Genomic DNA, 21,418 nt, shown 5'->3' on the forward strand with positions numbered 1-21,418 from the left:
CCTTCCGGCACCGGCGCGATTACTGACCATTTGCCAGACAAAGGGATCGCGTCGGCGTCTTAACCACCGTCAGCGAAGAGGGGCCCCGCTGCCACCTGACGCGGCCAGCAAATCTGACGGATGTAAGCCCTCCGAGTGGATTCTGACTATTGATCACCCTTTTGCCGCGCGAACGGGCTGATGGTTAATCATCTGATTGGACGACAGGCTTTTCCGGCCCGCTCCCCGGTGCACCGGCCCCAAAACGCCGGAACCGGCTTCCGCTAATGCGGCAGCCGGTTCGAAAACGGGCCGGGCCCTCGCCCGGCCCGGTCTCCTAGCACTCCCAGCGGTAGAACTCGTTCGCCATGGCGTCCTTCGGCTCGCGCCAGGTCGCCGGGTCGTAGGCCTGCACGTACGCCGCGAGCCGCTCGCTGATGGCGCGGAACTCCGGATGCCCGGTCACCCGCGCGACCGCGGGCCCCGGCGGCTTGTCGGCCTCGATCAGATGCAGATAGACATCGCCGAACTGGAACAGACTCCGGCCCCGCACGCCTATCAGAGCGGGCAGTTCACCCTTGCGGTCCGACTCGTCGAACACGGCGGCGATGTCCTGCGCCGCATTCTCCTTCATCCGGGCCACGATCAGTTCACGGTGCATTTCCTCACGCCCCGACCCGCGCGCGGGCACGCTGCTCGATCTTGTCCCGGATCAGCTCCATCTGGATTTTGGAGTTTCGGTTGATGTGCTCGGTCATTCCGGCGTCGTCGACCGGCGCGTCCGGCTTCATCTCGAAGTCCTGGGTCCAGCGCATCCGGGTGCCCTCGGGCTCCTCGTCGTACTCCCAGCGGATGTTCATGAAGGCGAAAGGACCGGTCTCCACCCGGCGCGCCCATACGGTCCGTACATCGCGGGCCGATTCGCGCTCGGAGACCCAGCTCCACACCTTGCCGTTCTCGTCGGGGTGCATGGTCAGCCGGAAGGTGGTGGTGTCCCCGTTCCGCTGGAGCACCTCGACCGACGCGTACTCGCTGAACAGATCCGGCCAGTTCTCCAGGTCGTTCGTCATGTCCCAGACGAGGTCCAGAGGGGCCTTGATCAGGATCTCGTTGTCGGTGTGGCCGGTCATCTCAGGCTCCCGAGGTGATTGAGGTGTTGATGACGTCGAGGAAGTCGCCGGGGGTCTTGGAGCTCTCGGCGCCGGGCTCGATGGGGGTGCCGTACTTGTTCTCCAGCTCGCCGACGATCGCGAGCAGGCCGAGCGAGTCCAGCCCGTACTCCTCGAACGTGGAGTCCGGCCGGGTGCGCATCAGCTCCGGGTCGACGGTCAGTCCGGCACAGCGCTTCATGAGCGAGGCCAGGTCTCCGTAGGACAGTTGACTGGTCATCAGATATCTCCTTCCGGGCCGCGGAGCACGAGCGCCGCGTTGCAACCCATGAGCCCCCGGCTCAGCACCAGCGCGGTCCGCGCCCGCACGGCGCGCGAACTGCCGGTGACCAGGTCGAGGTCATGGCAGACGTCGGTGACGTACGGAGTGGGCGGCACGACCCGGTGCTCCATGGCGAGCAGCGCGGCCGCCACGTCCAGGACCGGGGCCGCGCAGTACGCCCGGCCGAAACCGGTCTTGGGGGCGGTCACCGGCACCCGGCGGCCGTGCGCGCCGAGCGCGTCGGCGATCGCCAGCGCCTCGGCGCGGTCCGCCTCCGGGATGCCCACGGCGTCCGCGAACACCACGTCGATCTCCTCCGGTGCGCAGCCGGCCTCGTCCAGCGCGACGCGGATGGCCTGCGCCAGGCCCTCCCGCGACCGCTCCCACATCGACGGACCGGTGAAGGTCGCCCCGTGGCCGAGGATGCGGCCGCGCACCCGGGCCCCGCGGCGCAGCGCCGCGCCCTCCTCCTCGACGACGAGCATCCCCCCGCCCTCGCCGGGCGCGAAGCCGCAGGCGTCGGCGGTGAACGGCAGATAGGCCCGGCCCGCGTCCCGGGCCAGGCTCATCTCCTCGTACCCCAGCTGGCAGACCACCGAATACGGGGCGAGCGGCGCCTCGGCGGCGCCCACCACGATCGCGTCCGCCCCGTGCCGGATCGAGCGGCAGGCGTGCGCGAGCGCGTCCAGGCCGCCCGCCTCGTCGTTGGCCACCACCCCGCACGGGCCCTTGAACCCGCCGCGGATGGAGATCTGGCCGGTGCTGGCCGCGTAGAACCAGGCGATGGACTGGTACGGGCCCACATAGCGCGGCCCCTTCCCCCACAGCTGCTGGAGCTCGCGCTGGCCGAACTCGCCGCCGCCGGAGCCGGACGCGGTCACCACGCCCACCGCGAACGGCGACATCTCCCGGCGCGGCAGCCGCGCGTCGTCCAGCGCCAGCTCGGCCGCGGCCATCGCGAAGTGGGTGAAGCGGTCGGTCTGGACGAGATACCGCTCCTCGATCACCGATCCCGGATCGAAGCCGCGGACCTGGCCCGCGATCCGCAGCGGGAAGTCCTCGCAGCCCTCGCGGGTGAGCTGGTCGAGGAAGGCGATCCCCTCCCGCACTCCCTTCCAGAAGGCGTCCGTCCCCACGCCGTTGGGTGCGACGATCCCCATGCCGGTGATCGCCGCGCCCCGGATGTGCTTCCTGGCGTTGCTGGTCGTCTCTACGGTCGCGTTCATGACGTACCCCCATGACTGAGCACCACCGCGGACTGGAAGCCGCCGAACCCGCTGCCGACCGAGAGCACATGGCGCAGCGGCAGGGAGCGGGCGGTGCGCGGTACGTAGTCCAGGTCGCACTCGGGGTCGGGATTCTCGTAATTGGCCGTGGGCGGGACCACGCCGTGCGCGAGGGCCAGGGTGCAGGCCACGATCTCGATGGCCCCGATGGCGCCCAGCGAATGCCCCACCATGGATTTGATCGAACTCATCGGTGTCCGGTACGCGTGGTCGCCCAGCGAACGCTTGACGGCGGCCGTCTCGTGGCGGTCGTTCTGCTGGGTGCCGGAGCCGTGCGCGTTGACGTAGTCGATGTCGGAGCTGTTGACGCGGGCGTGGCCGAGCGCGTGGTCGATGGCCTCGGACATCTCCAGGCCCTCCCGGGTCAGCCCGGTCATGTGGTACGCGTTGCCGTAGGTGGCGAACCCCCGGATCTCGCAGTAGATCCGGGCGCCGCGGGCCCGTGCGTGCTCCAGCTCCTCCAGGATCAGCACCGCGGCGCCCTCGCCCAGCACGAAGCCGTCCCGGCGCGCGTCGAACGGGCGGGAGGCGTGCTCGGGGTCGTCGTTGTTGGCCGAGGTCGCCTTGATCGCGTCGAAGCAGGCCACCGTGATGGGGGAGATGGGGGAGTCGGCGGCGCCCGCGATGCACACGTCGGCCCGGTTCTCCTCGATCGCCTGGAAGCCGTAGCCGATCGCGTCCAGACCCGAGGTGCAGCCCGTCGAGACGGTCTGCACCGGCCCCTGCGCCCCGATCAGCTCCGCCACCCCGGAGGCCAGCGCGCTGGGCGAGAACGCCCGGTGCAGATGCGGCCCGGCCCGCCGGTGGTCCACGTTCCACGACTCGCCCTTGTTGCTGACCTCGACGTAGTCGTGCTCCAGCCGGGTCGTGCCGCCCACCGCGGTGCCCAGCGACACCCCCGTACGCCACTGCTCGCCGCCCGTCGCAAGGCCCGCGTCCCGCACGGCCTCACGCGAGGCGGCCAGCGCGAACTGCACATAGCGGTCGGAGCGTTCGACCTGCTCCGGGGCCAGCCCGGCGGCCAGCGGATCGAAATCGCATTCGGCGGCGATCCGCGAACGGAAGCCCGCGGGATCGAAGAGCGTGATACCGCGCGTCGCCGTGCGCCCGGCGGTGAGCATGTCCCAGAAGGCCGGAACACCCATGCCCCCCGGTGCGACCACGCCGAGCCCGGTGATCGCCACCCGTCGCGTCACGATGACGCCTCGGCAGGTTCGGTGGCCTCCGTGTCCACGTGCCCCAGCTCGGGACGGGGAGCCAGCGGGCCCAGATGGAAGACCATCCGGGCCTCGGTGTCGCCGACGTTGCGGAAGCGGTGCCGCATGTCGCGGGGGATCAGCAGGCCCTGGTCGGGGCGCAGCTGGTGCGCGGTCCCGTCCAGGTCCACCTCCAGGTCGCCGCAGACGACGAACACGAACTCCTCGGAGTACGGGTGGTAGTGCTCACCGATGCGCTCACCCGGCCGCATCAGGGCCAGGCCCATGAAGCCGCTGGTGGCGCCCACCGTGGTCGGGGTCAGCATGGCGCGCAGATCGCCGCCGCGCCGCGTGTTGTGAGCGACGTCGGCGAGGTCGACGATGTGGGGGGACTGCGTGGTCATGATCGGTGCCTCCGGACAGGGAACGTGGCAGGGGGACATAAGGGAGGTAAGGCGAGCGGGGAACGTCAGTAGTCCGTCGACCGCCGGTCGGTGACCGGCTCCATGTCGCAGTCCGCGAGGAAGTGCCGCAGCCCGGCCTCGTGGGACAGATCCCGGTCCGGGCCGTGATCGATGAGACGGCTCATCATGGCCGCGGCGCGCTTGCCGCCGACACCGACCGCGAGGGCCGGGTCCCGGTCCAGCGGCGCCGTCATGTCGACCATCCGGACGACGATGTCCTCGTGCTGGAAGATCGTGCTGCTCACCAGGGGACTCCCGGCGGCATCGGCCAGCGCCAGCTCGTCCTGGCGGGCCAGCAGCTGCGCGACGGCCGTGCCGCAGCCCTCCTTGACCGGGTAGAGCAGCGCGTGCCGCCGCACCGCACCCGCGGGCTCCGATTCGGCCGCGTTCGTCCTCGCCTGGTGGTGCACCGCGTGCAGCGCCGCCCGCATGAAGAATTCCCGCGCCGATTCCGGGTCGTCCAGATCGCGGGCCTCCTCCAGATACGGGTTGATGGCCTCCTCGACCGCGCGCACCTCCGGCTGCCGTGCCACATGGCGCAGCGCCGCCACCAGGTCGCCCTTCACCTCCACGGCCCTGACCACCCGGTTACCGCTCATGAACAGCGAGGTCCGGCACAGCCGCGTGGTGTCGTCCACCCGTGCCTCGGGGGAGGTGTAGTCGGCCAGGATGGCCGCCACGTCCTTCTCGGCGCCGGGCTTCACGGTGAACGTCAAGGCATGCCGGACGATCCCGTCACCGATCCGCGGGGCCGCCTGGAGCCGCCCCCGGCCGGAGGTCGTCCGGTGGTCGGTCTCCCGCAGGATGCCGAACCGCAGCGACCGGGTGTCCTCCACACAGCCGTGCATGGGCTTGACCATCTCCCGGTGCGCTTCGCTGTCCACCCAGGCCAGGAAGGGCGGGGCGCTCTCCCACTCGCTGGTGATCAACCACTTGGAGGGGTCCTCGATCGACTGGCACAACTGGTCGCTGAGATGCCCCGGAACCGAGGCCACTTGCTGGCACAACTCGTCGTACGCGCGCAGGAACCGCTCCTCGGCACCGCTGCGCACGTCCAGCAGCAGCACCACACGCAGCCGCGAGTCGGTCAGCGAGGACTGCGTGGTCGTGGATGGTGTCGTGGTGGGCTGTGGAGTCCGGGGCAGGGTGCTCATGTTCCACTCCTCCTCATGAGGCGGCGTCCCTCCTTGGACGCGCCGCCCGTCAGACCGATCGTGGGGCGCTCCCACGTATGGCGCGAGATTTGTGAGCCATCTGAGGGAACGCCTGGTCAGAGGCCCGAACGGGTCTGGAAACACCGGGCATAGCTGCAAGATGAACCGTCTTGCCGACACTGCGACACGCGTGCCCGTCCTCATCGCGGGCGGCTCCCTGGTGGGCCTGTCCGCCTCACTGTTCCTGGGCCGTCTGGAGATCGGCCACCTGCTCGTCGAGAAGCACCCGCGGACCTCCCACCACCCGCGCGGGCGGGGGAACAACATCCGCACGATGGAGCTGTACCGCACCGCCGGAGTCGAGTCCGCGATCCGCGAGGCGGCGGCCGTCCTGGCCGACAACCACGGCATCCTGCAGACCCCGTCGCTCACCGGAACCGAGGACAACTGGCTCTTCCGGGAGATCGACCCCGGCGGCAAGGCCGCCCGTATCAGCCCCTCCGCCTGGTGTCTGTGCAGCCAGAACGACCTCGAACCCGTGCTCCTCAAGGCCGCCCAGGACCTCGGCGGCGACCTCCGCTTCGGCACCGAACTGCTCTCCTTCGAGCAGGACGAGGACGGGGTCACCGCCGTCATCCTGGACCGCCGCACCGAGGCCCGCTCCACCGTCCGCGCCGACTACCTCATCGCCGCCGACGGCCCCCGCAGCCCGGTGCGCGAGGCGCTCGGCATCGGCCAGAGCGGACACGGCGAGCTGTTCCACAACGTGTCCATCACCTTCCGCGCCAAGCGGCTCGCCGACGTGGTCGGCGACCGCCGCTTCATCGCCTGCTACCTCACCAACCCCGAGGCCGACGGCGCGCTCCTGCCCGTCGACAACGAGGAGCACTGGGTCTTCCACGCCCCCTGGCACCCCGAGCACGGCGAGCCGCTGGAGGCGTTCACCGACGAGCGCTGCGCCCAGCACATCCGTACCGCCGTCGGCATGCCGGACCTGGAGGTCGAGATCACCGGCAAGTCGCCCTGGCACGCGGCCGAGCGGGTCGCCGACAGCTACGGCACCGGCCGCGTCTTCCTCGCCGGGGACTCCGCCCACGAGATGTCCCCCACCGGCGCCTTCGGCTCCAACACCGGCATCCAGGACGCCCACAACCTCGCCTGGAAGCTCGCCGCCGTCCTCGGCGGCTGGGCCGGTCCCGGCCTGCTGGACACGTACGGCGCCGAGCGGCAGCCCGTCGCCCGGGCCACCAGCGCCCGGGCCGCCTCCCGCTCCGCCGAGCACAGCCACCCCGGCTACTCCGCCCCGCCCACCGCGGGCCCGCAGAGCAACGTCATGGCCGTCGCCATGGGCTACCACTACGTCAACGGCGCGGTCCTCGGCGCCAACCCGGCCACCCCCGCCGTCCCCGACCGCTTCGAGATCACCGCCGAACCCGGCAGCCGCGCCCCCCACATGTGGGTCCACCGCTGCGGGGTCCGGCTCTCCACCCTCGACCTGTACGAGCGCACCTGCGTGCTGCTCACCGGGCCGGACGGCGCCGCCTGGCACGAGGCGGGCCGCCGCGCCGCCGACGCCCTGGGCGTCCCCCTCAACTGCTACCGCGTCGGCACCGACCCCGACCACGAACTGGCCCCCGAGCCGGGCACCGACTGGGCCGACCTCCACGGCACGGCCCCTGACGGCGCGGTCCTGGTCCGCCCCGACGGCTTCGTGGCCTGGCGCGCGGAACGCGCGGCGTCCGACCCGTACGCGCTGCTGACGGAGGTCTTGCGGGAGGTTTTGAGCCTCGGTGGCTGAAACCGGGGGGCGAGGGCGGACGTGCACCAAATCCAGCCCCCCGGGGGCACCTCCCAGCGGTAGCTGGGGGAGATCGAGGAGCGGGGGGTGTGGGGGCGGAGCCCCCGCACCTAACCCGCGCCGCGCCGCACAACTCGGCGCCAAACCCCCGGCGCCACACTGACGGCCACAGTCAGGAGCACGGCCGCCACCACCCCCTCCCACGGCTCGCGGAACAGCGACCCGCCCACCAGCCCGATCACCTGGTAGGTCCCCGCCCACGCCAGCGCCGCGGGCCCCGCGCCCCGGGCGAATCTCCGCAGTGGCCAGCGGGCCAGCAGGCAGGCCAGCATCACCGGGACCCGGCCCGCCGGGATCAGCCGGGACAGCACCAGCACCGCCACCCCGTGCTCGCTCAGCCTCGTCCGCGCCTGCTCCAGCCGCTCCGGCGCCGCATGGTCGTGGATGCGCTCCAGCCACCGCGAGCCGCCTCTGGACCGCACCCCGCGCCGCCCCAGCCAGTACAGCGCCAGGTCCCCGGCGAACGCGGCCAGCGCGGCGACACAGAACGAGAACAGCAGCGAGAACGGCGACGACTGGTGGACGGCCACCACGGCCGCCGAGCTGACCACCGCCCCGGTCGGCACCACCGGCACCAGCGACCCCAGCACCACCAGCAGAAACAGCGACGGGTAGCCCACCGCCTGCTGCGTGGACTCCGGCGGCACCGTACGGGCCAGTTCACCTATCACCTGGCGGGCTCCAGCCGCACGCACTCCCCGTGCCGCAGCCGGTGCACCGAGGCGTCGGGCGCGAGCCGCCCCGCGTGGCGGACGAAGTCGTCGCCCGGCGCGTGGAATTCATGCGGCCGCACCGCGTCGAGCCCGATCGGCCAGTACGTCCCGTAGTGCACCGGCACCGCGCTGCGCGCCCCCAGCCGGGCCAGCGCCTGGGCCGCGCGGCCCGCGTCGAGATGGCCGTGGCCGAGGTACGGGCCCCAGCCGCCGACCGGCAGCAGCGCCACGTCGCACGGGCCGACCGCGTCCGCCATCGCGTCGAACAGCCCGGTGTCGCCCGCGAAGTACGTCGTGGCCTCGCCGCACAGCACGTACCCGAGCGCGGGCGCCCGGTGCGGCCCGAACGGCAGACGGCGACCGTCGTGGGCGGCGGGCACGGCCCGGATCCGTACGTCGCCGACGGTCACCTCGTCGCCGGGCCGCACCTCGGTGACCCGCAGATCGCCCGCCGCTGCCACCCGCCGCAGCCCAGGCACGGCCCGCCCGGCGCCGTACGGCACGACCAGCCGGGTGCCGGGCCACAGCCGGGCCAGCGAGCCGAGGTGCAGATGGTCGGCGTGCAGATGCGAGACGAGCACGACGTCCGCCACCGCCGCGTCCGACGGCGGCACGGGCCCGCGGCGGCGCCGCAGATGGGCCAGCCGCCGTACGAAGAGGGGATCGGTCAGCACCGTCACGCCGGAGTCCCGCACGGTCGCGGTGGCATGCCCCCACCAGGTGATCTCCACCGACACGCGGTGCCTCCCGTCGCGCACGTACCACACCGTCCGCTCCGATCCTCTCACCCGGTGTCCCTCGTTTGCAGTCAGCCCGCAAGTGGTATGCATGAGTCATGCATGGCTCCGACTCCACAACCGACACCGCGACCGATACCGATACCGGGCCCGACATCGAACGCGTGGCGAATCTGCTCGGCGCCGCGGCGCTGGCCGTCACGGACGACCTGCTCACCGCACCGGCCGCCGCCTCCCGCCTCAGCATGAGCGCGGCCGCCGCCCTGATCGTCCTGCACGCAGGGCCCGGCGTGAGCGTGACCGAACTGGGCCGCCGGGTGGGCCTGACCCAGTCCGCCGCGGTGCGGATGGTCGACGGTCTCGAGCGGTCAGGGCTGGTCGAGCGGCGGCGTACGGTCGGCAACTGGACCGGCGTCCACCCCACCTCCCACGGGCGCAGCACCGCCGAACATCTGCTGACCGCCCGCACCTCCCACCTCGCCGGGGTGCTGAACGGACTGGACCGGACCGAGCTGCGCGACTTCGGCCGACTGCTGGCCAAGCTGCTCGACGGCCTCTACCAGGGCTGCGGCGCCGCCGACCGGATGTGCCGCATGTGCGACCGCGACGCCTGCACCCACGGGGGTGCCCGCTGCCCGGTCGGCGCCGCGGACCGGGCGGCGGCCGCCGAGCGCGAGGCCGCCCGGGAGGGGTGAGCCCGCGATGGGTGAACTGCTCGCCCTCACCTCCGCGCTGTGCTTCGGCACCACCCACTTCCTCAGCGGCCTGGTCTCCCGCCGCCACCACGGCGTGACGGTCGCCGCCTGCGCCCAGACGGGCGGTACGGCGGTGAGCCTGGTCCCCGTCGCCCTCACCCACGCCGCCCCGGCCCCGCCCTCGGCCCTGGCGTGGGGCGCCCTGTCGGGGGTGGGCACGGGCGTGGGGGTGGCCTGCCCGTACTGGGCGATGAACACCGGCCCGATGAGCGTGGTGGTCCCGGTCAGCGACATCACGGCCGTAGGCGTCCCGGTGGCGGCGGGGATCGCCCTCCTGGGTGACCGCCCCTCACCCCAGGCCCTCACCGGCATGGCCCTGGCCCTCCCGGCCCTCTGGCTGATCTCCCGCGGCGGCGGTGAACACGCACACGGCGGCGTCGAGCACGCACACACCGGTCAGCGCACCGCGCCCTCGGCCATGGCCGTCGTCGCGGGGCTCGGGCTGGCCGTGCACTTCTTCGCGCTCGCCCGCGTCCCCGCCGATGCCGGGTGGTGGCCGGTGGCGGTCAGCCGCGTGCTGTCGGTGGCCGTCATCCTGGCGCTGCTCCCGGCGGTGGGCGCGCCCGTGCGGCTGCCCCGCCGGGCCGCCGTCACCGCGGCCGCCGCGGGGTCCCTCGGCACGCTCGCCACCGTCCTCTATCTGCTGGCCGCCCGGCGGGAGTTGCTGTCGGTCGCCGTCGTGCTCTCCGCGCTCCATCCGGCGGTGCCGGTGCTGCTGGGGCTGACGGTGCTGCGGGAGCGGATCACCCGCACCCAGGCGGCCGGGCTGCTGGGCGCGGCGGCGGCCCTCGCGCTCATCGCCCTGGGCCGACCGCCCTCACCCCAGGACCATCACCAGCTCTCCGATCTCCCGTCCCCGCGCCACCGCGAACGCCAGCTCCTCCCGGACCATCCGGAACCCGCACTTCTCCAGCACCCGCAGCGAGCCCGCGTTGTCCACCGCGACCCGGGCGTGCAGGGGCCGCGTCGGCACCTCTTCCAGGAACGCGGCCAGCGCGCGGGTGGCGATGCCCTTGCCCCAGTGCTCGCGCCCGATCCAGTAGCCGACGGACGGATCGCCGTACTGCTCGAACCCCAGCACGTTCCCGGCGACCCGCCCGTCGTACAGCACCGTCCGCTTCACCACGGCGTCATCGCCGAGGATCCGGTCCCAGCGCGCGTCGAAGGCGCCCCGGTCGTCGGGGTCCTCGGCGGTGAAGGCCGCCATCCGGTTGGCCTCCGCGTCGCGGTGGTAGTCGAAGAAGACCGGGAGATCGTCCCGGTCCACCGCACGCAGTCGCACTCTGGGTCCGCTCATGTCCTCAAGTCTGCACCGAGGGGCGTTGTCCCAGCTCACCCGAGCTGCCGCGGTTGATTTCACGTGATACCGTCGCGGAGATGACCGCTGACGTTCCCCGCAAACGCACCGTTTCGCGTGCGACGGACCGCCCCGGGGACGAGTCGCCCTTCGCTCTCGGCTTGCTGCTGCGGCGGGCGCACGCGCGCGTGGCCGCGGTGATGGCGGAGGCGCTTCGGCCGTTCGGTATCGAGTTGCGGCACTTTTCCGTGCTGATCGTGCTGGTCAACCAAGGGCCCACCGTGCAGCGGGACTTGGCGACGGCGACGGGGTCGGACAAGGCGGGGATCATGCGCATCGTGGACGACCTGGAGCGCAAGGGTCTGGCCGTGCGCAAGGCCGTCCCGGGGGACCGGCGGGTGCGGGCGGTGGAGATCACGCCGCAGGGCGTCGAGGTCTTCGACGCGGCCCATGTGGCGGCTGAGCCGCTGGCCGAGCGACTGGTGGCCGGACTGGGCACCGGTGAGTCGGAGCGGCTGACGGATCTGCTGACCCGGTTCGCCCATCCCGCGGACGACGAGGCGTAGGCGCCACGAGTTCCCTGGCTGTGCTCTCGACGGCAGTGGTCTCTGCAGAAGTGGTCTCGCACGAGATGGTATCGAGTGATACTGTTGCGAGTGTAACGAAACATGGTGGGTCGAACAGCTGAGAGGTGGGCGATCTTGGACGTCTATGAGGCGGTCACCAGCCGACGCGCGGTGCGCGGCTTCACCGACCGGCCCGTCCCGCGGGAGACGCTGGAGCGTGTGCTGTCCGCCGCGGCGTGGGCGCCGTCCGGGTCGAACCTCCAGCCGTGGCACGTGTACGTGCTGACCGGCGGACCGCTGGCGGAGCTGAAGAAGCGCGCGGGTGAGCGGCTGGCCGTGGGCGACCCCTGGGACGAGCCGGAGTACGAGCAGTACCCGCCCGCGCTGAAGTCGCCGTACCGCGAACGCCGGTCCGCCTTCGGCGAGCAGCGTTACGGCGCACGTGGCATCGCGCGCGAGGACCTGGAGGCGCGCCAGCGGGCCGCGTCCGCGAACTGGGACTGCTTCGGCGCGCCCGCCGCCCTGTTCTGCTACATCGACCGCGACCTGGGCCCGGCCCAGTGGTCCGACGTCGGCATGTACCTCCAGACCGTCATGCTGCTGCTCCGCGCCGAAGGACTGCACAGCTGCGCGCAGATGGCGTGGGCGAAGTTCCACCGGACCGTCGCGGAGGTGCTGTCGCCCCCGGACGAGCTGGTCCTCTTCTGCGGCATGTCGCTCGGGTACGAGGACTTCGCGGTGGACGACACCCGCACGGGCCGGGCGCCGCTCGCCGAGACAGTCGCGTTCATCGGGGGATAGTCAGTGGGCGAACGCCGAAAATGCTCGCGCGGGTCGTCACGGCCAGAAGGTCACTGCCAGTCTTTACTTATGACTCATGTCGAGCAATGAGCCGAGCGAAAAGCCACGGTCCGACGCGTGGAAGAACGCGTTGACCACGCTCCAGACGGCAAAGCCGCCCTTCGTCCCGGAGGGAGTCGAGGCGATGACCGTTCTGGTCGAATTCCCCCCGGGAGACCCGGGGACCCCGCCCCACCGGCACTCAGGACCCGCATTCGGATACATGCTCGAAGGGGAAATGCTCTTCGAGCTGGAAGGCGAGCCGGAGCGGGTGATCAAGGCCGGAGAGACGTTCTGGGAGCCGGGTGGCGATGTCATCCATTACCAGGACGGGAACAACCGAACAGATTCCTGGAGCCGTTTCGTCGTGACGATGCTGTGCGCCCCGGGCCAGCCCATGCTGACCCTGGTCGACGACGAGGAACTGGCCCGGCGCAAGGAGCGACGCGCTCCGCGGAAGAGAGGATGACCATGAGGATCGCAGTTGTCGGCGGTACCGGCCTGATCGGATCGAAGGTCGTGCGGAAACTGAGCGCGGCGGGCCACGAGGCCGTGCCGTGTTCACCCTCCACCGGGGTCGACATCGTCACCGGAAAGGGGCTGGAGGAGGCGGTGGCCGGTGCCGACGTCGTCATCAACCTGACGAATTCCCCGACCTTCGACGACGCCTCCGAGGCTTTCTTCCGGACCTCGATGGACAACCTTCTGGCCGCCGCCCAGAAGAGCGGTGTGCGGCACGTCGTCATTCTGTCGATCGTCGGCGCGGAACTCGTGCCCGAACTCGACTACTACCGGGCCAAGGTCCTCCAGGAGGACATCCTCAAGGCCGGGCCGATTCCGTATTCGATCGTCCGCGCCACCCAGTTCATGGAGTTCATGGACGCGGTCCTGTCCTGGACCACCGACGGCGACACCGTCCGCCTGCCCGCCACGCCGATCCAGCCGATCGCCGCGCAGGACGTCGCCGACGCCGTCGCCGAAGCCGCCGTCGGCGCCCCGCTGAACGGCACCCGCGCCATTGGCGGCCCCGACGTCTTCACCCTCGACGAACTCGGCCGGATCACCCTGGACGCCCGGTCCGACAGCCGCACGGTCGTCCTGGACGACACCGCCGGAATGTTCGCCGCCGTCCCCGGCGACGTCCTCACCACCAAGGCAGACGCCCGCCTCGCGCCCACGCATTACACCGACTGGCTGTCCTGAGCAGGTCATGGGAGGGGAAGCACCCTCACCGCCGCTTGCGGCGCCGACGGGGGCGGTTCGAGCGCTGCCACGGCACCGCCGTCGCATACCGCGGCACCGCCCGAACCCTCCGCGGCGGCGGTGCCCAGCGGTGTTCCCGTCACGCCGGGGGACGGCAAGGAAAGCGACGACGTCGCCGTCCGGGTCACCGGCCCTCGGGGGTTCGACGCGACGGTGCGCATGAAGAGCGAAGCGGTCGGCTTGTATCCGGGAGCTTCGTGGCCCGCCGAACTCACCGCCCGGGCTCCCGGGATCCCGGGAGCCCGGTACCGGAGAACCCCCGGGTGGCCATCGTCAAGAGCGCGAAGTCGAATCCGTTTGGCCTGCTCGGAGAGCACCCGGGCTTCCGGACCCGCACGCCGGACGACGCATGCCCCTGCCTTTCCGGCGTGGGGTGGTCGGGCGGCGCCCCCGATGCGCTGACCTCCCTCTTCCCACGTCCGTGGGAAGACGTTGCCGCTGTCACGGCCGCTCGGACAGTCTTGTTTCGGCCCTTATGAGGGTGCCCGTTCGAAACGCGAAGAACGGGCCGGGATCGTCACTGACAGGGGAAATCGCATGTTCGCTCGATCCATGGCCGTGCTCGCCGCCGCGGCGGGGCTCGCCACCGCGGCGGTCGTGGCCGCGCCCGCCGCTCAGGCCGCGCCGTCCGGCTGCAGTTCCGGCGCGCTGTGTGCCTACTTGTCCGAGAGCTACACCGGCGGCACGCCGCAGCGGGTCTGGGAGAACAACAAGGACCTCACCCAATACGTCTACTTCTACTACATGCAGGGAGGTTCGCTGTACAACAACGGCACACAGTGCGATGTGTGGGTCTACACCGGCAAGAACTACAGCGGCTCCCACTACGAGCTCAACCGCGGCACGGGATGGGCGTCCATCGGCTCCAACCTTCCGCACGTCTCGTCCAACCACTGGTGCCAACCGGCGTAACCCTCGCCATGAGGAACCGGATCAACGCCGCCTGCGCGACGCTGCTCCTCGGGATCCTGGGTGCCGCCGGATGCGCCAACTCCGGCGGCACCCCTTCCGAGCCGGTGCTCCCGCGCCCCTTCGGCGGCGTCCTCGCCTACGGTCAGTACGAGAGACAAGCCCTGCACGCCGCGAACGAGCGCCTCATCGCCGACTGCATGCGCAGGCGTGGCCACGTCTACGAACCGGAGGGCCTCGCGACCGGCCGCCCCGACCCCGAGGACGGCAATCCGTACTGGCTCCTCACCACCGAGCAGGCCCGCCAGGACGGTTACGGCATCACCAGTTCGCGGCTGAACACGCGGATGCCCCGTGACCCCAACAAAGCCCGCTCCGGTGAGCGCGAGTGGCGCGAGGCCCTGCTCGGAACGACGGCGCACCGGGTCCATGTCCGACTGCCGGGGAGGCAGGAGTTCTTCTACAACGCCGACGCGTGTCTCACCAAGGCCCGCGACACGTTGTACGGAGCCGACTACGAGCGCCTGTACAACACCTACCAGGTGCTGGCCATGCAGGTCGTGTCCGCCGTACACAAGGATTCCCGGTATCTGAAGGCCCAGCGCCGATGGAGCGGCTGCATGCGCGACGCGGGCGTCCGGGCCGGCACGCTCGACGACCCACGGAGCTCCGTGGACCAACGGCTCCGTCGCGCCGCGGCGGACCAAGGCGAACTCCGCGCCGTCGCCCGCCACGAGCTGAAGCTCTCCCGGCAGGACGCGAGTTGCCAGCGGAAGACCGGTCTCGCGCGGACGGTCACCGAGGCGCAGAAGCGTGCGGAGAAGGCGGTGGCGGGCGACCGGCGGTCCGGCCTCGTACGGCTGCGCACGTTACGGGACGCTGCCGTACGACGCGCCACCGACACCTAGCCGGACCTGGTCAGGCCGGTCCGTCCCCGGCGGACGCGAACGCGTCGACGGTGGTGAACACGGCCTTCGGGGCCTCCCGCCAGGGGAGGTGGCCCGCTTCGGGGATCAGCTCGAAGCGGGCGTCCGGGATGGCGGCGGCGTAGGCGCGGCCGAAGTCGGGGGTGACCACGGGGTCGTGCTCGCCCCATACCGCCAGGGTGGGGACCGTGATGCGGCCGAGGCGGTGCAGCAGCTTGGGGTCGGTCATGGCCGGGCCGGTGTAGGCCAGCATGGTGCGGATGGACTCGGGGGACGGTCCGGGGGCGCCGGGTGTCTGGGGCGGCGTCCGTACCTCGTGCCCCGGGACCTCCGGGCCGATGGCCCCCACCAGCACCAGCTGCCCGACGCGGCGGCGGCCCCGGTCGCGTATGGCCATCTCGGTGCCGAGCCAGCCGCCGAAGGAGCTGCCGACGACCAGGACGTCGTGCAGCCGGAGGTCGTCCAGCAGGTCGAGGTACGTCTCCACGAGGGCGTCCACACCGGCGAACCAGTCGGGCCGGGGCGTGTCGTCCCAGCCCGGGTGGGTGGGGGCCAGCACCCGGTGGGTGGGGGCGAGGTGGTCGATGAACGCGGTCATGCTGGCCGGACCTGCGCCGCCGTGCAGCAGCAGGGCGGGCCGTCCCTCGCCCACGTCCGTCAGGGTCAGCGGAAGGCCGGGGTAGGGGCGGCGGAGTGTGGTCATCGGGCGTCGTCTCCTGAGGTGTGGGAGGTGAAGAGGTCCCGCGCTCGGCGCAGGCCGTCGGGGCGGAGGAAGTCGTCGAGGTTGGTGGCCGAGAGGGCGGACGCGGTCTCGGCGCGCGGGAAGAGGGCCGTCTCGTACGCGGTCAGGGCCGTCTCCAGGTCGTCGTGGGCGGCGATGGCGTGGGCGAGTTCGGCGCCGTCGAGCATCGCGAGGTTGGCGCCCGCGCCCGCGAAGGGGGTCATCAGGTGGGCGGCGTCTCCCAGGAGGGTGACGCCCGGCACCCGGTCCCAGCGGTGGCCGACGGGCAGGGCGTGGATCGGCCGGGGGACGAGGGGGACGTCGCTTTCGGCGATCAGGGCGCGCAGCGCGTCGTCCCAGTCGGGGAAGAGGTCGAGGACGCGCTCGGTGGCGTCTTCGGGTGCGGCGGCCCACGCCTCGGGGACCTTGAGGGCGCTGTAGACGCGGATCCGTTCACCGCCGTTGCGCTGCGCGATCACCCCCTTCTCGTTCCCGAGGGCGAACATCGTGCCGTGGCCGACGAGTTCGGCGAGGGCGGGGTACCGGGTGTCGACGTCCTCCAGCTGCCCGTCCATCAGGGTCACCCCGGAGTAGACCGGCCGCGCGCCGGACAGCAGCGGCCGGACCCTCGACCAGGCCCCGTCGGCGCCGACCAGCAGATCCGCCTCCACGGTCCCGCCGTCGGCCAGAACGAGCGTGGGACGTCCGGCGGCGGGGGCGGCGACCGAGCGCACCTTGTGCCCCCAGCGGACGGTCCCCCTCGGCAGGGAGTCCAGCAGCAGCCCGCGCAGCGCGTACCGGTCGATCTCGGGGCGGCGCCCGCCGTCGTCCGGGGCGGGCTGGTGGAGCACGGTGGAGCCGTCCTTGGCGAGCATGCGCAGCTCGCCGCCCTCGGGGCGGCTGAGCACCCGGAAGTCGTCGAGCAGCCCGGCGGCGGTCAGCGCGCGCTGGCCGGACTCCTCGTCCAGGTCCAGCGTGCCGCCCTGGTCGCGGGCGGTCGGCGACGCGTCCAGTTCGTACACGGCCGAGGCGATGCCGTGGGTGTGCAGGACGCGCGCCAGCGTCAGCCCGCCCAGCCCTCCTCCGACGATCGCGATGCTGGGTGTGGACATACGGCGCCTCCCCGGCGAAGCGGTGAATCCCTGTCGTGCGGACGGGAGGAGCGTAGGGGAACGAACATGTTCGTGGCAAACATGTTCGTCACGAACGCGTTCACCGCGAGATAGCATGCGCCCATGACAGGGAACTCCGCCGCGCGCCCGAGCCGCCGCGAACGCCCGGCGAAACCGGCCCTGACCCGGGACGGGATCATTGCCACCGCGGTCGACCTGATGCGGGCCGAGGGCCTGGAGCGGGTCACCATGCGCAGGCTGGCGCGGGAGCTGGACACCGGTCCCGCCTCGCTCTACGTGTACGTCCGCAACACCGCCGAGCTGCACGCGGCGGTCCTCGACGAACTCCTCGCCGGGGTCGACCTGGGCCCGGTCACCGCCGAGGGCGCCTGGCGCGACCGGCTGGTGCGGATCCTGCTCTCGTACACGGAGCTGCTGTTCGAGCACCCCGGCCTCGCCCGCTCGGCCGTATCCGCGCGCCCCTTCGGCAAGCACTTCCTGAACCTCATCGAGGCGGTGCTGGCGCTGCTGCACGAGGGCGGGATCGCGCCGGACCGGGCGGCGTGGCTGGTCGACTCCCTGCTCCAGTACGGCACGGCGACCGCCGCCGAGCACGCCTCGCGCGGCGCCGACGAGGACCGCCACAACGAGGAGGACTGGGAGGCGATGGCCGCCGGGGTGATGGGCGCCTCGGAGCGAACCCATCCGCGCATCGCCGCGCTGGGTCCGCTGCTGCTCTCCGGGTCGCCCCGGGAGCGGCTGATCTGGGGCTTCCAGGTGCTGATCAACGGTGCGGCGCACACCCCCGTGCCGGACGTCCCGACGCCGCTGTAGCCGCGCCGGGGCGTCCGGCTGCCGGGTCTACTTCGTCCAGTAGCGCACGTTGCGGAAGCGGGCCTCGGCCTTGCCCGAACCGTGGTGGTAGACGCCGTTCTTGAAGTAGCGCGTCGCCTCGCCGCGGTCGTCGGCGGTCAGCACGAGCTTGTTGTCGGCGTAGACCTGGATCGTTCCGGCGCTCGCGTCGTGTGCGACCTTCAGGTTCCACCACGTGTTGTAGATCCCGGTCTTGATGACCTCGTTCGTATAGCGCTTGAGCGTGCCGCCGTTCGCGCTGGACGCGCGGAACATGATGTCGGTGGCGGGGGTCCCGGAGGGGCGCTTGGTGCGCAGGATCTGCATGATGTCCGCGCCGTTCGTGCCGGACGGGACGTACACATCGGCGTCCCACATGTGCTTGCCCGAGGTGTAGTCGTTCTTCCACCGCATCTCGGTCCGCGGATTGGTCGAACTGCCCTCCTCGAAGGGCTCGTCGGAGGCGTTCACCCACATGGTGTGGGTCTTGGTGCTGGAGTTGTAGCTGTAGCGCTCGCTCAGGTCCAGGTCGTACGGCTTCTGCATGCTGTACGTGTACGACGTCTGCGTCCATCCGTCGGTCGGATCGGCGAGCGGTCCGGCTGCCGTCGCCCCGTGCGCGGTCGCCGTTCCCGTCAGCGCGGCCACGAGGGCGCCGACGGCGACGCCCACCCTGACCCGTCTGCGTAACGCGGGCATGTGCCCACCTCCAGTCGTCATGGTCCGTCCGGACGTCATGGTCCGGACCAGGGCAACGTAGGGGAGGGGTGGTGACGTGTCCATATCAATGAACGGAGTTCTTCATTTTCACAGATTCCGTTCAGGGGTGTGAACTCAATTGGCCGGGCCGACCAGTTGCTCACACCAGATGGTCTTGCCCGTATGGGTGTGCCGGGTGCCCCAGCGCTGCGTGAGCTGCGCGACCAGCAGCAGACCGCGGCCGCCCTCGTCGGAGAGCCGGGCGCGGCGCATATGAGGCGAGGTGCTGCTCGCGTCGGACACCTCGCAGATCAGCGTCCGGTCGCGGATCAGCCGCAGCTGGATCGGGCCCTCCGCGTGCCGGATGGCGTTGGTGACCAGCTCGCTCACCACCAGCTCCGTGATGTACGAGGCGTCCGCGAGCCCCCACGCGTCGAGGCGGCGCGACGCCCACGAGCGGGCCGACGAGACGGTGACCGGGTCGGCCGACAGATCCCGTACGGCGAACCGGTCCGTGCCGAGCGCCTGGGTGCGGGCGATGAGCAGCGCGGCGTCGTCGGCCGGGTGGTCCGGCAGCAGATCGCCGAGCACGCGGTCGCACAGCGCGTCGAGGGACGGCGCGCGGTCGGTGAGCGTCCGGCACAACGCGTCCAGCGCGCCGTCCAGTTCGCGTTCCCGTTCGCGGTATCCGAGCAGCCCGTCGGTGTAGAGCGCGAGCAGGCTCCCAGGCGGAAGCTCGACCTCCGCCGCCTCGAACGGCAGACCGCCCAGGCCCAGCGGGGGACCGGCGGGCAGATCGAGCAGCCGCGCCTTGCCGTCCGGGGTGACCACGGCGGGCGGCGGATGCCCGGCCCGGGCGAGCGAGCAGGTGCGGGCGACCGGGTCGTAGATCGCGTACGTACAGGTCGCGCCGAGAATGGCGGGGTCCCCGGCGTCCTCGCGGGCGCCACCGTCCTCCGTTTCCGACTCCGCCTCCGCCGCGAGCCGGATCACCACGTCGTCCAGATGCGTCAGCAGCTCGTCCGGCGGCAGGTCGACGTCCGCCAGCGTACGGACCGCCGTGCGCAGCCGTCCCATGGTGGCCGCCGCGCTGATGCCATGGCCGACGACATCGCCCACGACCAGCGCGACCCTCGCCCCCGACAGCGGGATCACGTCGAACCAGTCGCCCGCCAGCCCCGACCGGCCGCCCGCGGGCAGATACCGGGACGCGGTCTCGACCGCCGCCTGCGCGGGATTCCCCTGCGGCAGCAGGCTCTGCTGGAGGCTGAGCGCGGCGGAGCGCTCGCGGTCGTAACGGCGCGCGTTGTCCAGGCAGATCGCGGCCCGCGCCACCAGCTCCTCGGCCAGCAGCTGATCGTCTTCTGTGAACGGCTCCTTGGTCCGCCGGTAGAACATGGCGATGCCCAGCGTCATCCCGCGCGCCCGGATCGGCACCCCCATGATCGACTGGAATCCGTACTCCCGGAACTTCTCCGCCCGCGCGGGGTCCCGGGCCAGCCAGTCCCGCATGTCCCGGTCCGTGACCCGGTGCCGGGCCGACCGGCCCGTCGCCATGCAGCGCACGGCGGGCGTGTACGGCGGGTAGATGTCCACCTCGCCCGGCTGCCGCACCGCCTCCGGCGTCCCCTCGATGATCGACTGGTTCGCCGCCCGGCGCAGCGCGAGCACCCCGGTGAACGGGCCCGGCTCCTCACCCCTGAGCAGCGTCTCCAGCAGATCGACGGTGACCCAGTCGGCGAGCCGCGGCACCATCGCGTCGGCGAGTTCGCGCGCGGTGCGCATCACATCGAGCGTGCTGCCGATGCGGGTGCTCGCCTCGTTCAGCAGCGTCAGCCGCTCCCGGGACCGGATCTCCTGCGTCACGTCGATGACCGTCGTACACAGCCCGAGCATCCGCCCGTCCGTGCCGCGCAGGGCCGAGGCGGAGGCCATGAGGACACACTCCCGGTCCGGATCCGCGGGCAACCGCCCCCGCATCTCCCCGCTGAACGCCGTCTCGCCCGTCTCCAGCACCCGCCACAGCCGCCGCTCCCACGCCGCCGCGTCGGGCCCCGACATCACCTCCGGCAGCCGCTTCCCCTTGCGGTCGGCCTCGGGGAGCCCGGACAGCCGCGTCATGGCCGCGTTCTGCCGTATGCACTTGAGGTCCGTGTCGTACATGGTGACGGCCACGGGCGAGCGCGAGAACAACCAGTCCACAACGGCCCCCTCCACCTCCTGCGCCCCCAGCGGCCCCGGTGTGGCATCCCCGACCGTCGCCACCAGCACCCACTGACCGCGCGCGTCCCGGCCCACCAGCCGGTGCCCGGTTCCCCGCACCCGCAGCACCCGGCCATCGGCACACCGCAGCGACAGCCACCCCGCCCAGTCGTCCCGCCCCGGCGGCCCGTCCCACAACGGCTCCCCGCCGCTTTCCGGCACCACCAACTCCCCGGCCCGCCGCCCCACGACCTCCCCGGCGGCACGCCCCAGCGCCCGTTCGGCACCGCGGTTCCATCCCGTGACGATGCCGGACTCGTCGACCGTGATCACGGCGGTCCCCGGGGCCTCGGCGTTCATGCGCCCATCTCCTCCTCTCCGAGCATGCACCTCCGGTCGGGGGCCTTCAAACGAGCCGACGGGCCGGTCGATAACACGGTGGAGAGGGGCGGACGCGG

The 21,418-nt window shown here is 71.8% G+C and carries 23 protein-coding genes and 1 pseudogene; 10 read left to right on the top strand and 14 right to left on the bottom strand.

Translation table 11 applies throughout. The annotated features are described in order from the left end of the window. Nucleotides 1–316: 316 nt before the first annotated feature. From ACH4TL_RS06430 to ACH4TL_RS06460, 7 genes are all read right to left on the bottom strand, one after another. The gene (locus tag ACH4TL_RS06430) at nt 317–640 is read right to left on the bottom strand and encodes a TcmI family type II polyketide cyclase (protein ID WP_398311036.1); all 324 of its coding nucleotides are present in this window, start codon (nt 638–640) and stop codon (nt 317–319) included. Between the two features lie 4 nt (nt 641–644). Further along, nucleotides 645–1,109: an SRPBCC family protein gene (locus ACH4TL_RS06435; RefSeq protein WP_398311033.1), complete on the bottom strand. Its 465-nt coding sequence runs from the start codon at nt 1,107–1,109 to the stop codon at nt 645–647. Nucleotide 1,110: 1 nt separating this feature from the next. After that, on the bottom strand, nt 1,111–1,368 hold the full coding sequence (locus ACH4TL_RS06440; protein WP_398311030.1) for an acyl carrier protein: 258 nt from the start codon (nt 1,366–1,368) through the stop codon (nt 1,111–1,113). Continuing rightward, entirely contained in the window at nt 1,368–2,636 is a 1,269-nt protein-coding gene (locus ACH4TL_RS06445) for a ketosynthase chain-length factor (RefSeq protein ID WP_398311027.1), read from the bottom strand. Before ACH4TL_RS06445 ends, ACH4TL_RS06440 begins: the two co-directional genes overlap by 1 nt. Further along, nucleotides 2,633–3,892: a beta-ketoacyl-[acyl-carrier-protein] synthase family protein gene (locus ACH4TL_RS06450; RefSeq protein WP_398311024.1), complete on the bottom strand. Its 1,260-nt coding sequence runs from the start codon at nt 3,890–3,892 to the stop codon at nt 2,633–2,635. Before ACH4TL_RS06450 ends, ACH4TL_RS06445 begins: the two co-directional genes overlap by 4 nt. Further along, nucleotides 3,889–4,296 (bottom strand): cupin domain-containing protein, encoded by a 408-nt coding sequence (locus ACH4TL_RS06455; RefSeq protein WP_398311021.1) that lies wholly within the window; start codon nt 4,294–4,296, stop codon nt 3,889–3,891. The genes ACH4TL_RS06450 and ACH4TL_RS06455 overlap by 4 nt, the downstream gene beginning before the upstream one ends. 65 nt (nt 4,297–4,361) lie before the next feature. Beyond that, nucleotides 4,362–5,510 carry a SchA/CurD-like domain-containing protein gene (locus tag ACH4TL_RS06460; protein ID WP_398311018.1) on the bottom strand — a complete coding sequence of 383 codons (1,149 nt, stop codon included), beginning with the start codon at nt 5,508–5,510 and terminating at the stop codon, nt 4,362–4,364. 160 nt (nt 5,511–5,670) lie between these two features. Between ACH4TL_RS06460 and ACH4TL_RS06465 the strand changes: the two genes are divergently transcribed. Further along, the gene (locus ACH4TL_RS06465; RefSeq protein WP_398311015.1) at nt 5,671–7,308 is read left to right on the top strand and encodes an FAD-dependent oxidoreductase; all 1,638 of its coding nucleotides are present in this window, start codon (nt 5,671–5,673) and stop codon (nt 7,306–7,308) included. 110 nt (nt 7,309–7,418) lie between these two features. Here the strand turns inward: ACH4TL_RS06465 and ACH4TL_RS06470 are convergent, their stop codons facing one another. Continuing rightward, nucleotides 7,419–8,039, bottom strand: coding sequence for a DedA family protein (locus ACH4TL_RS06470; protein ID WP_398311012.1), 621 nt, complete (start codon nt 8,037–8,039; stop codon nt 7,419–7,421). Next, entirely contained in the window at nt 8,036–8,818 is a 783-nt protein-coding gene (locus ACH4TL_RS06475; protein ID WP_398311619.1) for an MBL fold metallo-hydrolase, read from the bottom strand. Before ACH4TL_RS06475 ends, ACH4TL_RS06470 begins: the two co-directional genes overlap by 4 nt. 98 nt (nt 8,819–8,916) lie before the next feature. Here ACH4TL_RS06475 and ACH4TL_RS06480 point away from each other — a divergent pair, with 98 nt between their 5' ends. Together ACH4TL_RS06480 and ACH4TL_RS06485 are read left to right on the top strand one after the other, a co-directional pair. Then, the gene (locus ACH4TL_RS06480; protein ID WP_398311009.1) at nt 8,917–9,513 is read left to right on the top strand and encodes a MarR family winged helix-turn-helix transcriptional regulator; all 597 of its coding nucleotides are present in this window, start codon (nt 8,917–8,919) and stop codon (nt 9,511–9,513) included. A 7-nt stretch (nt 9,514–9,520) separates the two neighbouring features. After that, nucleotides 9,521–9,907 (top strand): annotated as a pseudogene (locus ACH4TL_RS06485) (EamA family transporter); the annotation flags it as partial. A gap of 483 nt (nt 9,908–10,390) precedes the next feature. On the opposite strand, the gene ACH4TL_RS06490 reads toward ACH4TL_RS06485, so the two are convergent. Further along, on the bottom strand, nt 10,391–10,870 hold the full coding sequence (locus ACH4TL_RS06490; protein ID WP_398311616.1) for a GNAT family N-acetyltransferase: 480 nt from the start codon (nt 10,868–10,870) through the stop codon (nt 10,391–10,393). Between the two features lie 80 nt (nt 10,871–10,950). On the opposite strand from ACH4TL_RS06490, the gene ACH4TL_RS06495 reads away from it, so the two are divergent. The 6 genes from ACH4TL_RS06495 to ACH4TL_RS06520 all read left to right on the top strand — a co-directional run bounded on the left by ACH4TL_RS06495 (nt 10,951) and on the right by ACH4TL_RS06520 (nt 15,356). Beyond that, nucleotides 10,951–11,436, top strand: a complete 486-nt coding sequence (locus ACH4TL_RS06495; protein ID WP_398311006.1) for a MarR family winged helix-turn-helix transcriptional regulator — start codon at nt 10,951–10,953, stop codon at nt 11,434–11,436. Between the two features lie 135 nt (nt 11,437–11,571). Next, complete coding sequence (locus tag ACH4TL_RS06500; RefSeq protein WP_398311003.1) at nt 11,572–12,237, top strand: nitroreductase; 666 nt, start codon at nt 11,572–11,574, stop codon at nt 12,235–12,237. Between the two features lie 76 nt (nt 12,238–12,313). Next, the gene (locus ACH4TL_RS06505) at nt 12,314–12,745 is read left to right on the top strand and encodes a cupin domain-containing protein (protein ID WP_398311000.1); all 432 of its coding nucleotides are present in this window, start codon (nt 12,314–12,316) and stop codon (nt 12,743–12,745) included. A 2-nt stretch (nt 12,746–12,747) separates the two neighbouring features. Further along, on the top strand, nt 12,748–13,479 hold the full coding sequence (locus tag ACH4TL_RS06510; RefSeq protein ID WP_398310997.1) for an SDR family oxidoreductase: 732 nt from the start codon (nt 12,748–12,750) through the stop codon (nt 13,477–13,479). Between the two features lie 597 nt (nt 13,480–14,076). Continuing rightward, nucleotides 14,077–14,451, top strand: a complete 375-nt coding sequence (locus ACH4TL_RS06515) for a peptidase inhibitor family I36 protein (protein ID WP_398310994.1) — start codon at nt 14,077–14,079, stop codon at nt 14,449–14,451. Between the two features lie 8 nt (nt 14,452–14,459). After that, nucleotides 14,460–15,356: a hypothetical protein gene (locus tag ACH4TL_RS06520; RefSeq protein ID WP_398310991.1), complete on the top strand. Its 897-nt coding sequence runs from the start codon at nt 14,460–14,462 to the stop codon at nt 15,354–15,356. 10 nt (nt 15,357–15,366) lie between these two features. Here ACH4TL_RS06520 and ACH4TL_RS06525 read toward each other — a convergent pair whose 3' ends face one another. Together ACH4TL_RS06525 and ACH4TL_RS06530 are read right to left on the bottom strand one after the other, a co-directional pair. Beyond that, the gene (locus ACH4TL_RS06525) at nt 15,367–16,077 is read right to left on the bottom strand and encodes an alpha/beta fold hydrolase (RefSeq protein ID WP_398310988.1); all 711 of its coding nucleotides are present in this window, start codon (nt 16,075–16,077) and stop codon (nt 15,367–15,369) included. Further along, complete coding sequence (locus ACH4TL_RS06530) at nt 16,074–17,207, bottom strand: FAD-dependent oxidoreductase (protein WP_398310985.1); 1,134 nt, start codon at nt 17,205–17,207, stop codon at nt 16,074–16,076. The genes ACH4TL_RS06525 and ACH4TL_RS06530 overlap by 4 nt, the downstream gene beginning before the upstream one ends. A 123-nt stretch (nt 17,208–17,330) precedes the next feature. Here ACH4TL_RS06530 and ACH4TL_RS06535 point away from each other — a divergent pair, with 123 nt between their 5' ends. Then, nucleotides 17,331–18,041: a TetR/AcrR family transcriptional regulator gene (locus tag ACH4TL_RS06535; protein ID WP_398310982.1), complete on the top strand. Its 711-nt coding sequence runs from the start codon at nt 17,331–17,333 to the stop codon at nt 18,039–18,041. A gap of 27 nt (nt 18,042–18,068) precedes the next feature. Here ACH4TL_RS06535 and ACH4TL_RS06540 read toward each other — a convergent pair whose 3' ends face one another. Together ACH4TL_RS06540 and ACH4TL_RS06545 are read right to left on the bottom strand one after the other, a co-directional pair. Next, a complete protein-coding gene (locus ACH4TL_RS06540) occupies nt 18,069–18,758 on the bottom strand; it encodes a polysaccharide lyase family 7 protein (protein ID WP_398310979.1) in 690 nt (229 codons plus the stop codon). A gap of 135 nt (nt 18,759–18,893) precedes the next feature. After that, nucleotides 18,894–21,320 carry a SpoIIE family protein phosphatase gene (locus ACH4TL_RS06545; protein ID WP_398310976.1) on the bottom strand — a complete coding sequence of 809 codons (2,427 nt, stop codon included), beginning with the start codon at nt 21,318–21,320 and terminating at the stop codon, nt 18,894–18,896. Nucleotides 21,321–21,418: the final 98 nt, after the last annotated feature.

The organism is Streptomyces sp. NPDC021115 (assembly GCF_044333065.1).
In the GTDB taxonomy this organism is placed as follows: domain Bacteria; phylum Actinomycetota; class Actinomycetes; order Streptomycetales; family Streptomycetaceae; genus Streptomyces.

What these genes read in the sequence shown, in the direction of transcription:
- ACH4TL_RS06495 (WP_398311006.1), top strand. Translation starts at nt 10,951, where the DNA reads ATGACCGCTGACGTTCCCCGCAAACGCACCGTTTCGCGTGCGACGGAC.
- ACH4TL_RS06440 (WP_398311030.1), bottom strand. Translation starts at nt 1,368, where the DNA reads ATGACCAGTCAACTGTCCTACGGAGACCTGGCCTCGCTCATGAAGCGC.
- ACH4TL_RS06515 (WP_398310994.1), top strand. Translation starts at nt 14,077, where the DNA reads ATGTTCGCTCGATCCATGGCCGTGCTCGCCGCCGCGGCGGGGCTCGCC.
- ACH4TL_RS06530 (WP_398310985.1), bottom strand. Translation starts at nt 17,207, where the DNA reads ATGTCCACACCCAGCATCGCGATCGTCGGAGGAGGGCTGGGCGGGCTG.
- ACH4TL_RS06520 (WP_398310991.1), top strand. Translation starts at nt 14,460, where the DNA reads ATGAGGAACCGGATCAACGCCGCCTGCGCGACGCTGCTCCTCGGGATC.
- ACH4TL_RS06540 (WP_398310979.1), bottom strand. Translation starts at nt 18,758, where the DNA reads ATGCCCGCGTTACGCAGACGGGTCAGGGTGGGCGTCGCCGTCGGCGCC.
- ACH4TL_RS06455 (WP_398311021.1), bottom strand. Translation starts at nt 4,296, where the DNA reads ATGACCACGCAGTCCCCCCACATCGTCGACCTCGCCGACGTCGCTCAC.
- ACH4TL_RS06430 (WP_398311036.1), bottom strand. Translation starts at nt 640, where the DNA reads ATGCACCGTGAACTGATCGTGGCCCGGATGAAGGAGAATGCGGCGCAG.
- ACH4TL_RS06535 (WP_398310982.1), top strand. Translation starts at nt 17,331, where the DNA reads ATGACAGGGAACTCCGCCGCGCGCCCGAGCCGCCGCGAACGCCCGGCG.
- ACH4TL_RS06525 (WP_398310988.1), bottom strand. Translation starts at nt 16,077, where the DNA reads ATGACCACACTCCGCCGCCCCTACCCCGGCCTTCCGCTGACCCTGACG.
- ACH4TL_RS06510 (WP_398310997.1), top strand. Translation starts at nt 12,748, where the DNA reads ATGAGGATCGCAGTTGTCGGCGGTACCGGCCTGATCGGATCGAAGGTC.
- ACH4TL_RS06490 (WP_398311616.1), bottom strand. Translation starts at nt 10,870, where the DNA reads ATGAGCGGACCCAGAGTGCGACTGCGTGCGGTGGACCGGGACGATCTC.
- ACH4TL_RS06465 (WP_398311015.1), top strand. Translation starts at nt 5,671, where the DNA reads ATGAACCGTCTTGCCGACACTGCGACACGCGTGCCCGTCCTCATCGCG.
- ACH4TL_RS06435 (WP_398311033.1), bottom strand. Translation starts at nt 1,109, where the DNA reads ATGACCGGCCACACCGACAACGAGATCCTGATCAAGGCCCCTCTGGAC.
- ACH4TL_RS06545 (WP_398310976.1), bottom strand. Translation starts at nt 21,320, where the DNA reads ATGAACGCCGAGGCCCCGGGGACCGCCGTGATCACGGTCGACGAGTCC.
- ACH4TL_RS06460 (WP_398311018.1), bottom strand. Translation starts at nt 5,510, where the DNA reads ATGAGCACCCTGCCCCGGACTCCACAGCCCACCACGACACCATCCACG.
- ACH4TL_RS06445 (WP_398311027.1), bottom strand. Translation starts at nt 2,636, where the DNA reads ATGAACGCGACCGTAGAGACGACCAGCAACGCCAGGAAGCACATCCGG.
- ACH4TL_RS06480 (WP_398311009.1), top strand. Translation starts at nt 8,917, where the DNA reads ATGCATGGCTCCGACTCCACAACCGACACCGCGACCGATACCGATACC.
- ACH4TL_RS06505 (WP_398311000.1), top strand. Translation starts at nt 12,314, where the DNA reads ATGTCGAGCAATGAGCCGAGCGAAAAGCCACGGTCCGACGCGTGGAAG.